Consider the following 12015-nt stretch of genomic DNA (forward strand, 5'->3'; position numbering starts at 1 on the left):
CGTGGGCTTTTTTGTTTCAATATTCTCGTTATGATGAAACCTGTCTTTTCCCGCGCGCGAGATTATTATGCTAATTGATTTACGCAGTGACACAGTAACGCAACCCAACGCCGCCATGCGCCAGGCTATGGCCAATGCCGAGGTCGGCGATGATGTGTATGGCGACGACCCGACGGTAAATGCTTTAGAAGCCGAAGCCGCCAAGCTATCAGGGAAAGAAGCCGCACTGTTTCTGCCTACCGGCACTCAAGCAAATCTGGTGGCGTTATTAACCCATTGCCAGCGCGGTGAAGAGTATATCGTCGGCCAAAAAGCCCATAACTACCTGTACGAAGCCGGTGGGGCAGCAGTTCTCGGCAGTATTCAGCCGCAACCTATTGATGCCAATGATGATGGCACTCTGCCATTAGATAAAGTGGCGGCGGCTATCAAGCCCGATGATATTCACTTTGCTCAAACCCGGCTTCTCAGCCTGGAAAATACCCACAGTGGCAAAGTATTGCCCTTGAGTTATTTACAGCAAGCTTGGGCACTGACCCGAGAGAAAAAACTGGCATTACACATTGATGGCGCACGTATTTTTAATGCCGCCGTCGCGCTGAATGTACCACTGAGCGACATCAGCCAATATTGCGATACCTTAACCATTTGCCTGTCCAAAGGCTTGGGAACACCGGTGGGTTCCCTGCTGTGTGGCAATGCTGAATACATTCACCGTGCCCGCCGCTGGCGTAAAATGACCGGCGGTGGCATGCGTCAGGCCGGTATTCTGGCCGCCGCGGGGTTATACGCCTTAGAGCACAATGTTGCCCGCCTCAAAGATGACCATGACAATGCAGAGTGGCTGGAGCAGCAACTGCGCGCATTGGATATTGAAATAGTGGCCCCCGGTGCACAAACCAATGTGCTGTATATTAAGCAATCAGCTGAATCCGCCGCCAAACTTGGCCCCTGGATGCGCGAACGTGGCGTATTAATCAGTGCTGGCCCAATAACCAGAATGATTACTCACATCAATATTAGCCGCGCAGATCTGGAAACAGTGGTCAGCTTGTGGCGCGAATTTTTAATAGAGCAAAGCTCATGACGCCGCAACGGATCTTGGTGCTGGGTGCCAGTGGCTATATTGGCCAGCATCTGGTACCCAGACTCAGCCAACAGGGGCACCAAGTCACGGCAGCGGCTCGCCGAATTGAGTGGTTAAAAGAGCAGCCGTGGCCGGGGGTCAATTGCCGTTTTGTGGATCTTTACCAGCCCGCAACACTCAGTGCAGCCTTACAAGACATTGATGTTGTTTACTATTTAGTGCATGGCATGGGCGACGGACAGGATCTAATTGAGCAGGAACGTATTGCTGCCAACAATATGAAGACGGCACTGGCCGCCAGCCCGAACTCGGCGGTCAAACACGTCATTTATCTGGGGGCATTGCAGCCGGAAGATAACAGTTCCTCGCATCTGATTGCGCGCAAACTGACCGGCGACTTACTGCGCCAAAGTGGCATTCCAGTCACAGAATTGCGCGCCAGTATCATCGTCGGCCCCGGTTCTGCCGCCTTTGAAGTGATGCGCGATATGGTTTATAACCTGCCCATCCTAACCCCCCCGCGCTGGGTGCGCTCTAAATCATCCCCGGTAGCGCTAGAAAACTTGTTAGTGTATTTGACTGAGTTACTTAATCACCCGTCGGCTGAAAACCGCATTTTTGATGTCGCAGGGCCGGAATACATCAGTTATCAAACCCTGTTCGAGCGCTTTATTGCCATCAGTGGCAAACGCCGTTGGCTGATTCCTATCCCGCTCCCTACCCGCTTTATCTCTGTCTATTTCATCAGCATGATCACCTCAGTGCCGACCTCAATTGCCAGTGCACTGATTGAAGGACTGAATCACGACCTGCCCGCCGACGGCCAGCCTTTGCAGGCGCTTATCCCGCAAAAACTGATCAGCTTTGACGATGCCGTCAAAGAAACATTGCGCCGTGAAGATGAAGTGGTGGACTCCCCCGACTGGGGCTATGACCCTGAGGCCCGCGCCCGCTGGCGGCCAGGTTATGGCTTTTATCCTAAACAAGCTGGCTGCCAGGTTTATACCACCGCATCCAGCGAAGCACTGTGGCATGTCGTGCAACAAATCGGCGGTAAAGAAGGGTATTTCTATGGCAATCCATTATGGAAAACCCGCGCCTGGATGGATGATATTGCCGGGGGCGGTGTGGTTTATGGCCGCCCGGATAGAGACACACTGGAATTGGGCGACCTGATTGATGGCTGGAAAGTCATCACACTCAAACCCTTGCGCCAGTTAGCCATGATGTTCGGCATGAAAGCGCCGGGCTTGGGCCGATTGACTTTTACCATCAAAGACTTAGGAGGGCGGCGGAGTTTTGATGTCCGGGCATGGTGGCATCCGGCGGGCTTTAATGGCTTGCTGTACTGGTTTGTGATGATGCCAGCGCACTTATTTATTTTCCGTGGTATGGCCAAAAGAATTACAACTTTAGCCGAGCAATATGATAGCGAACACCCAGTTAAACCCAACCACGAATCCGCTGAGTAAGGCCATCTCTCTGGCTGTAACTTAAATATGACGGGGATAGTGATTGCATACCGCCTCAATTCACGGAAGAATGGCATCTTATTTGCTGGGCGAATAATTCAAAGCCTTAGCATTCAGATTCTTGGTGGGAACCGAATTCGTTATGAAGGTATTGGTCACCGGTGCAACCTGTGGGTTAGGCCGAAATGCCGTTGAATATCTCCGTCGTCAGGGTATCAAAGTCATTGCCACCGGCAACAACCCGGCGATGGGCGCATTATTGACAAAAATGGGCGCTGAATTTATTCATGCTGACCTAACCAACCTGGTGTCTTCACAGGCAAAAGCCATGTTGGCAGATATTGATACCTTGTGGCATTGCTCCAGTTTCACTTCTCCTTGGGGTACCGAGCAGGCATTTGACCAGGCAAACGTCCGCGCCACACGCCGCTTGGGGGAATGGGCTGCGGCTTATGGTGTCGAGAATTTTATTCATATCTCTTCACCCGCTATTTATTTTGATTATCACCACCATCGTAACGTTAAGGAAGACTTCCGCCCGGCACGTTTTGCCAATGATTTCGCCCGCAGCAAAGCCGCCGGAGAAGAGGTTATCCAACAGCTGGCACTGTCCAACCCTCAGACTCACTTCAGTATTTTGCGCCCACAAGGTTTATTCGGCCCACATGACACCGTAATGCTGCCGCGCCTATTACAGATGATGAAACACTATGGCACTCTGCTGCTGCCCCGTGGCGGTAACGCATTGGTGGATATGACTTATCTGGAAAATGCGGTGCATGCTATGTGGCTGGCGACCCAAAGCCAAAATACGCCATCAGGCCGAGCCTATAATATTACCAATCAGCAACCCCGGCCCTTGCGCACTATTGCGCAACACCTGCTGGAAGAGCTGGATATCACATGCCGTATCCGCTCGGTGCCTTACCCCATGATGGATATCATGGCCAGGGCAATGGAGAAGCTGACCAACAAAGAAGAAAAAGAACCCATACTGACGCATTATGGTGTCGCCAAACTCAACTTTGACCTAACACTGGATACCCAGCGGGCTGAGTTGGAGCTAGGCTATCGCCCAATAGTGTCACTGGACGAAGGTATTATTCGCACTGCCCGCTGGTTAAAAGAACACGGTAAATTACGCGGCTGTTAAGCCTGGTTGCCACTGATGTTGGCAGCCGATTTATCATTCACTTTAACTGGCTGCAACGCCACATTCTTTGGCTATAGACTACAATCTCTTTCATAACAGATTCTTTTATTTAAGGTCATCATATGAAAAAGAAAAATATTGCTCTGATTCTTCCTCTCGCTATTTTGCTCAGTGCCTGTACCAATACCGTCACCCCGGCCTTCAAGGAAGTGAGTAGCCGTGCTACACCTTGTGTTGATGGTGGGCCAGATCAGGTGGCACAACAATTCTATGACCTGCGGATACAGCAGATTGGCAATAAAACCGGTTTACCGGACGATAATTTATCGGCCCAATTTCGCCCTTATTTGAGCCAGGCACTGTATGAAACCATTCAAACCGCCAGAAAACAGGCGAGTAACCGCACCACTGCTCAGGTAAATACCACGCAAACTATTAATGGTGATATTTTTACCAGCCTACGTGAAGGCAGCACCAGTGCCGAGGTTGCCAGCGCCTCGACCATTCCGAATACCGATGCCCGCAATATTCCATTACGTGTCAATTTAGCCCACCAAACAACAGGTGGGAAATCCGTGGCATGGCAAGACGAAGTCTTAATGATCCGCGAAGGAACCTGCTGGGTTATTGATGACATCCGTTTTATGGGCAGCTCCGCCCCCGCCAGCAGCCTACGTCAACTGTTAGGCAATCGCTAACTGGCTAAACCGCCTCCTGTACCTTCAGCCCAATAGCTTTCCTGTTGCAGGTAGGCGGCAAAAGAAAGAGTCCCGATGAGTTTACACTGGTAAGTGATTCGGGCGAATGACGGCGGCCAACACCCCTGCGGCGGGCAAGAAACCCCTATCCCCAATAGCTTTCCTGTTGCAGGTAGGCGGCAAAAGAAAGAGTCCCGATGAGCTTACACTGGTAAGTGATTCGGGCGAATGAAAGCAGCCAACACCCCTGCGGCGGGCAAGATGACGGGGATAGCTCTGCCAGATTAATTCATCGCCCGACAAATTCCCTCCGATGGCACTCAAATCCAAATGTTATGCTGTTATTTGGTCGTTACATGGGTTATTAATAAATTTTAACGCACAAAGATTGCATAAGTATGCCGCGGAAGTTACCATTCTCCGCATCATTGGCTATTCAGATTTGGCGCATGAGTATTCAACTTAACGGAATTAACTGTTACTACGGCGCCCAACAGGCGCTATTCGACATTACATTAAACTGCCCTGCGGGCGAAACACTGGTGCTATTAGGGCCGAGTGGCGCGGGCAAAAGCTCTTTGTTGCGCGTACTTAATTTGCTGGAAATGCCGCGTTCTGGCACTTTGCAGATAGCCGGTAATCACTTCGATTTTACCCAGGCGCCTGGCGCGAAAGCGATCCGTGAATTACGCCAGAATGTAGGAATGGTCTTCCAGCAATATAATCTTTGGCCGCACCTGTCTGTGGTACAAAATCTGATTGAAGCCCCATGCCGTGTGCTGGGTCTGTCAAAAGATGAGGCGATGGCGCGCGCGCAAAAATTGCTGACTCGCCTGCGTCTGACTGATTTTGCTGACCGCTTCCCACTGCATCTTTCGGGTGGCCAGCAACAGCGCGTGGCGATTGCCCGTGCACTGATGATGGAGCCGCAAGTTTTGCTCTTTGACGAACCCACCGCAGCACTTGATCCTGAGATAACTGCGCAAATCGTCAGCATCATTCGTGAATTGGCCGGCACCGGCATCACTCAGGTGATTGTCACCCATGAAGTGGAAGTGGCCCGTAAAACAGCCAGCCGCGTGGTGTATATGGAAAACGGCCATATAGTGGAACAAGGCGATGCCAGCCACTTTACCCAACCAACAACTGAAGCTTTTGCCAGCTATCTGTCACATTGATATCTATTTGGGAATTTGCGATGAAAAAATTACTAATTGCTGCCGTCCTTGCCAGTATAAGTTTGTCTGCCTCTGCCGCTGAAACTATTCGTTTTGCCGCTGAAGCCACCTACCCGCCATTTGAATTTATTGATGCTAATAATAAAATGCAGGGTTTTGATATCGATCTGGCCAATGCGCTGTGTAAAGAGATGCAAGCCGATTGCACCTTTACAAATCAGGCCTTTGACAGCTTGATCCCAAGCTTGAAATTCAAACGTTTTGATGCCGTTATCTCCGGAATGGACATCACGCCAGAGCGCCTGAAGCAAGTTGCTTTCACTCAGCCTTACTATGATAACTCCGCACTGTTTATTGCCGAAAAAGGCAAACTGGCTGATTTGGCTGCGCTGAAAGGCAAACGTGTTGGTATGCAGAATGGGTCTACCCATCAGAAATACTTGATGGAAAAACACCCTGAGATTACTGCCGTCCCTTATGACAGCTATCAGAATGCCATTCTTGACCTGAAAAATGGCCGTTTGGATGCCGTATTTGGCGACACCGCAGTGGTCAATGAATGGCTGAAGCAGAATGACCAACTGGCGGCGGTCGGTGATAAAGTGACTGACGCTGACTATTTCGGTACCGGTTTAGGTATTGCGGTTCGTCAGAACAACACTGAATTACTGGGTAAGTTAGATGCTGCACTGGCGAAAGTTAAAGCCGATGGCACCTATCAGACAATTTACAAAAAATGGTTCCAGCAGTAATTTAAGCACCCATGAATGAATTTCAACCTTTAGCAAGCGCCGCCGGTATGACCGTCGGCCTTGCAGTTTGTGCACTAGCCCTCGGTCTGGTTCTGGCGATGCTATTTGCCGTCTGTGAATCATCACGTCTAAAAGTGGTCAGTTATCTGACAACCGGCTGGGTTACCATTTTGCGCGGGCTACCCGAGATACTGGTGGTTCTGTTCATCTATTTTGGCTCATCTCAGTTGCTGATGATGCTATCAGACGGCTTTACCCTGAATCTGTATCTGTTTGAGTTACCCATTAAACTCAATATTGATAATTTCGAGGTCAGCCCGTTCTTATGTGGTGTTATCGCGCTGGCCCTACTCTACTCAGCTTATGCTTCGCAAACCTTACGTGGTGCGCTAAAAGCCGTGCCTGTCGGGCAATGGGAATCAGGTCAGGCATTGGGGTTGAGTCAAGCGGCTATCTTCTTTCGCCTGATTATGCCGCAGATGTGGCGTCATGCATTACCCGGCTTAGGTAACCAATGGCTGGTATTGCTGAAAGACACGGCGTTGGTGTCACTGATTAGTGTGAATGACTTGATGCTGCAAACCAAAAGCATTGCCACCCGAACTCAAGAACCTTTCACCTGGTATATGATTGCGGCGGCAATTTATCTGGTGGTAACCCTGCTGAGTCAGTATGTGCTCAAATGGATTGAGCTCCGTACCACCCGTTTTGAGCGGAGCCCATCTTGATGTTGGAATTTTTACCTGAGATCCTCAAAGGGCTGCATACCAGCCTGACGTTGACCATTGCTTCTTTGTTGGTGGCTTTGGTGTTATCACTGCTGTTTACCATTGTGTTAACACTGAAAACGCCCATCGCCACACAGCTGGTCAAGATTTATATCACCGTGTTTACCGGCACTCCGCTGCTGGTACAGATATTTTTGATCTACTACGGCCCAGGGCAATTCCCCGCAATCCGCGAATATCCGTGGTTATGGAGCTTGCTATCGCAACCTTGGTTGTGTGCAATGATTGCGTTGGCATTAAACAGTGCGGCATATACCACTTTGCTCTTCCATGGCGCAGTTCGGGCCATTCCAGCGGGTCAATGGCAATCCTGCGAAGCTCTGGGCATGTCCAAGGCGCAATCATTACGAATTCTGCTGCCCTTTGCCTTTAAGCGCGCATTGTCATCTTATTCCAACGAAGTGGTATTGGTGTTCAAAAGTACCTCACTGGCTTATACCATTACATTGATGGAAGTAATGGGTTACAGCCAACTGATGTATGGGCGAACCTATGACGTGATGGTCTTCGGCGCTGCGGGGATTGTTTACCTCTGTGTGAATGGTTTACTGACCCTCTTTATGCGGTTGGTAGAACGCAAAGCACTGGCATTTGAACGACGCAATTAGTTAAACGCTTAATCTCCATCGCCTCAATCAGTTAAGGGTGTGTTAGCGCGCACCCTTAACAACTCCGCACCGGCACAGGTTTCGCTCACCCGCTAATAGCCCCCCCCCCTCATTTATTGCTCATTGCTCCGGCTCAAATACTCTTTGCTCGGCATCGGTGCCTGATGGCCACTTTTCACTTTTCACTTTTCACTTTTCACTTTTCACTTTTCACTTTTCACTTTTCACTTAATGACCGATATCCGTCCACTCTCTAAAAATCAAAAAAATACATTAACCAATTGTATTATCATGTTTTTATTTATTGCCATTGCAAGCTATAGCGCCGGTAACCCACCGGATTCCACTTCTGTTAAGAGGCCTTTTTAGGGCCTTGCTCTCGACTAAAATCTGCAAGCCGCCATATAGCCCATCAGGTTGCACTTAATACCCTTTTCAACCTCATGGAGATTGATTTATTTGGTTAGCCAAATCACATTACAAACAATTAATTGGATAACCAAAAATCAAACAAAGAGTTTGATCACAGAATATCGCCTATATTCTATGCAAAATCATGCTGCTTTAGTGAGGTAAGTAGGGTGGAGAAACACAGTACACTTATCTGGTTAACCAATAAAAACTTTTCTTCAGATAATTATATCTCTTAAGATGAAGACATGGTTTTCCAGCAAACCGTATAAAATTCAATAGGATGAATATGAAAACCATAAAAAATTACCGTTGGTATATGATTCTATTGGTTTGCTTCATAACCATCATAAATTACCTCGACCGTACAGCACTAGGTGTTGCCGCACCAACCATCATGAATGAGTTGGGTATAACTAAAGAACAATACTCTTGGGTTGTCAGTGCCTTCCAACTGGCATACACAATTGGTCAACCAATAATGGGGTTCTTTATTGATACTGTCGGTGTAAAACTGGGCTTCTTTATCTGTGCCATTATCTGGGGTCTGGCCACTATGGCGCACGCACTTACCGGTTCTTGGCAAGGGCTGGCCCTGATGCGCGGCATTATGGGGTTTAGTGAAGCCTCTGCAATTCCAGCGGGGGTAAAAACAGCGTCTACGTGGTTCCCCGCCAAAGAGCGCGGTATCGCGACCGGCGTTTTCAATATGGGTACCTCCTTTGGTGCCATGCTGGCTCCGCCATTGATTGCATGGTGTATTATGTTCCACAGCTGGCAGTTCGCCTTTATCGTCGCTGGAGCAATGGCTGTCATCGCGGCATTCATCTGGTTAATCTTTTATAGAGATCCTAAAGATGCCAAACGTCTGTCTAATGAAGAGCGCATCTATATCGAAAGTGGCCAGGAAAAACATCTTCAGTCCACGACCAAAGAAAGAACTTCAATCAAAAACATCCTGAAACAACGCAATTTTTGGGGGATAGGGATCTCCCGTTTCCTTGCTGACCCTGCATGGGGAACCATTAACTTCTGGGTGCCCATTTTCTTTGTGGAAACCCTGCACTTCAGCTTAAAAGAGATTGCGATGTTTGTCTGGCTGCCGTTCCTGATGGCTGACTTGGGCTGTCTGGTCAGCGGATTCGTGGCGAAATTCTTCAATGACCGTGGTATATCTCTGATTAACTCACGCCGTATTACCTTTTCTATTGGCGCAGTACTGATGACCACCATCGGCCTGGTCAGTATTGTTGATAATCCGTATATTGCTGTTCTGCTGATCAGTATTGGTGGATTTTCTCACCAACTGTTGTCCACTGTTGCCGCCACTCTGGGCGCTGACCTGTTCAAGAAAAATGAAGTCGCGACTGTTGTCGGTATGGCCGGTGCATGTGCATGGACGGGTCAGTTGATCTTTAACATCTTCATCGGTGCATTCGTTGCCATCATCGGCTTCGGCCCCTTCTTTATCGCGCTGGCTATTTTTGACTTGATTGGTGCCGCTGCGTTGTGGATTTTGATTAAAGAGCCCAAAGAACCAGAGAATGATAATAATGAGATTTCCATAGCGCCGTCTCATTAATTACTGCCCAGTAACTATTCCAGAGGTACACAGCATGATGATGTGTACCTCTTTATTAGTTGTGTCTTATTAACGCATTAAAATGACTCAAACTGATTCAAGCAGGAACGCCCTCCCAGCCTAGCTACCGAATATTGAAACTGCCCTTTACCTATCCGCCGCATGCGTTTGGCATTAGCCTTGACAGGGTTGTAGTTTATCAATCATCATTATTTCCTGTGTTTTTCGCAGTTTATTTTCACAAACTTTCGCGTAAAACCATTCTTGTTAGACCAAAAATGGTAAGCTTCACCGCAAGTATCAACCCTATTTTTATGGCCATAATATGACACAGTTGACTGAACCCAAGCGCCCTTATCAGGAAGTCGGTCATGCATTGCGTCAAATGATCAACCGCATGAACTCTGCGGTGGGTGATAAACTCCCCCCTGAACGCGAAATTGCCCAAATGCTTGATGTTTCAAGGGCGGTGGTGCGTGAAGCCTTAATTATGCTGGAGTTAGAAAAGCTGATTGAGGTGCGCAAAGGGTCGGGCATTTATATTATTGCGCTACCAGACCAAAAACACAGTATGGACAATGCCGATGTCCAGAATGCTGCCGGCCCATTTGAACTATTACAAGCTCGGCAATTGCTAGAAAGCAATATTGCAGAATTTGCGGCTACACAGGCCACACCTGCAGATATCGCCAATATGCGCAGAGCATTGAGCTGTGAGCGCGACGAACTGAAAACCGACGAAGATGAAACCGGAGACCGTGAGTTTCATCTGGCGATTGCACAAGCGACCCATAACAGCATGTTGGTTGAATTGCTGAAACAGTCCTGGGCGTGGCGAGAAAATAACCCAATGTGGTTAACACTCCACACAAGAATCACCACTAAAGGTTACCGGAAAGAGTGGATGACGGATCATCAGCTGATCCTTGCCGCGATGATCAAAAAAGATCCCGCAGCGGCGAAAGCGGCCATGTGGCAACATCTGGAAAATGTCAAACAGCGCCTGTTGGCATTATCCGATGTGGATGACCCCTATTTTGATGGTTATTTGTTTAATTCATATCCTGTCTATTTGGTGCGAAATTAATTGGCTATCGTCACTTTTTCGCACCTGCCGCATTGAAAATAAAATACCAACTTGTATATAAGCCAATGTTAAGAGCCAATGTATATAAACCAATAAAGACTCTTTTCTCTATTCGCTGTAATGGCATTATTGCTGATATTTTCAATAAGCAATAATGCATCAACCGCAATGCTCATCATCAATAAAATATCTTATTATATCAACTAGATGGTCAGGATTTTTGACAATATCTCTTATCAGAGATAGAGCCGGGTAACATCATAGCAAACTGATGTTACCCGGCGAACGTTAATGCAACAGCGGCATAAAAAGAGACTAAGAATTACATTATAATAAACAACTTAAATGATAGCTTCTCACATCGCCATCTGATTTGAAGGCCGCGTTGCCAGTATTCATATAGACATAGTAATGCTGCCCACCATCATAAATGGTCAACGTTGACGAGCGATACACCTGGTTAGTTGGCCACCCTGCAACTGTATTTATCGTGTTAGAGGGATAAGCTAAATATAAATTTTCTAAATCAGTACGCTGTGGCAAGGTGCACAAAGCCTCAGCTTCATTAAAAGTGAATATGGCCCAGGTTTCGTTATTTTTGACACTTTGTTGAGAAGTCGGCATCTCTCCTGCTAAATATGGCCGCTTAAACGTATTACCGTTGGCAGCTAAGGTTTCGGCCATATTACCCCACATATTGGCTAGCGGTGAATCAGGGCTCGTTTTTACGTTAAATATAAGCGCTTGTTCTTGCCAGTCACCACTTTCTGCTTTAGCTCGAAGCACTGTTTGTACACCTATGCCATTAGGGTCGGTTATAGGTAAAGTCAATTGACCATCAGCACCTGTCACGCCAGTAAAGGAATTGTAATTAGCCCCCGCGACCTGTAATAAACCACTATTACTCATCGCAATATTTTGCCGATTAACCACCGAAACGGGTTCAAAGGTAAGTTTTATATTGGGTGCCATAGCATTAGTGCGTTTATATCTGGCGGCCACAGTTAAGTTAATCGTCTGACCAATATTTTTCCTTGCGTTATCAACTGAGATAATCAAATTGACAGATGCAGGGACGACATTCACCGTGGCGGGCGTCACACCCAGTGGATTGCCATCTACGCTGGCACTGATACTGGCAATTCCAGCCACAGTACCGGCGGTCAAAGTGGCGATGTAAACCCCTCCCCCTTGTTCGC

Annotated in this window: 11 protein-coding genes; 10 read left to right on the plus strand and 1 reads right to left on the minus strand. The window is 48.0% G+C overall.

The features are described from left to right. Nucleotides 1-67 precede the first annotated feature (67 nt). The 10 genes from ltaE to YROHD0001_RS14870 all read left to right on the plus strand — a co-directional run bounded on the left by ltaE (nt 68) and on the right by YROHD0001_RS14870 (nt 10816). Entirely contained in the window at nt 68-1087 is a 1020-nt protein-coding gene (gene ltaE / locus YROHD0001_RS14910; protein ID WP_004713360.1) for a low-specificity L-threonine aldolase, read from the plus strand. Next, entirely contained in the window at nt 1084-2559 is a 1476-nt protein-coding gene (locus YROHD0001_RS14905; protein ID WP_032816015.1) for a DUF2867 domain-containing protein, read from the plus strand. Before ltaE ends, YROHD0001_RS14905 begins: the two co-directional genes overlap by 4 nt. 142 nt (nt 2560-2701) lie before the next feature. Next, nucleotides 2702-3712 carry an NAD-dependent epimerase/dehydratase family protein gene (locus YROHD0001_RS14900; RefSeq protein WP_004713362.1) on the plus strand — a complete coding sequence of 337 codons (1011 nt, stop codon included), beginning with the start codon at nt 2702-2704 and terminating at the stop codon, nt 3710-3712. A gap of 122 nt (nt 3713-3834) precedes the next feature. Beyond that, nucleotides 3835-4410 carry a lipoprotein gene (locus tag YROHD0001_RS14895; RefSeq protein ID WP_004713363.1) on the plus strand — a complete coding sequence of 192 codons (576 nt, stop codon included), beginning with the start codon at nt 3835-3837 and terminating at the stop codon, nt 4408-4410. Nucleotides 4411-4859: 449 nt separating this feature from the next. Next, on the plus strand, nt 4860-5588 hold the full coding sequence (gene artP / locus YROHD0001_RS14890; RefSeq protein ID WP_049616262.1) for an arginine ABC transporter ATP-binding protein ArtP: 729 nt from the start codon (nt 4860-4862) through the stop codon (nt 5586-5588). 20 nt (nt 5589-5608) lie between these two features. After that, nucleotides 5609-6340 carry an arginine ABC transporter substrate-binding protein gene (gene artJ, locus YROHD0001_RS14885; RefSeq protein ID WP_004713366.1) on the plus strand — a complete coding sequence of 244 codons (732 nt, stop codon included), beginning with the start codon at nt 5609-5611 and terminating at the stop codon, nt 6338-6340. Between the two features lie 11 nt (nt 6341-6351). Continuing rightward, on the plus strand, nt 6352-7068 hold the full coding sequence (artQ, locus tag YROHD0001_RS14880; RefSeq protein WP_004713367.1) for an arginine ABC transporter permease ArtQ: 717 nt from the start codon (nt 6352-6354) through the stop codon (nt 7066-7068). Beyond that, complete coding sequence (artM, locus tag YROHD0001_RS0117265; RefSeq protein WP_032816017.1) at nt 7068-7736, plus strand: arginine ABC transporter permease ArtM; 669 nt, start codon at nt 7068-7070, stop codon at nt 7734-7736. The genes artQ and artM overlap by 1 nt, the downstream gene beginning before the upstream one ends. Before the next feature lie 700 nt (nt 7737-8436). Continuing rightward, on the plus strand, nt 8437-9729 hold the full coding sequence (locus YROHD0001_RS14875) for an MFS transporter (RefSeq protein ID WP_032816018.1): 1293 nt from the start codon (nt 8437-8439) through the stop codon (nt 9727-9729). Between the two features lie 325 nt (nt 9730-10054). Further along, a complete protein-coding gene (locus tag YROHD0001_RS14870; RefSeq protein ID WP_004713371.1) occupies nt 10055-10816 on the plus strand; it encodes an FCD domain-containing protein in 762 nt (253 codons plus the stop codon). 327 nt (nt 10817-11143) lie between these two features. On the opposite strand, the gene YROHD0001_RS14865 is transcribed toward YROHD0001_RS14870, so the two are convergent. Further along, the coding region (locus YROHD0001_RS14865) for an adhesion domain-containing protein (RefSeq protein ID WP_032816019.1) at nt 11144-12015 on the minus strand (872 nt) is incomplete at its 5' end.

Source organism: Yersinia rohdei ATCC 43380, assembly GCF_000173775.1.
In the GTDB taxonomy this organism is placed as follows: domain Bacteria; phylum Pseudomonadota; class Gammaproteobacteria; order Enterobacterales; family Enterobacteriaceae; genus Yersinia; species Yersinia rohdei.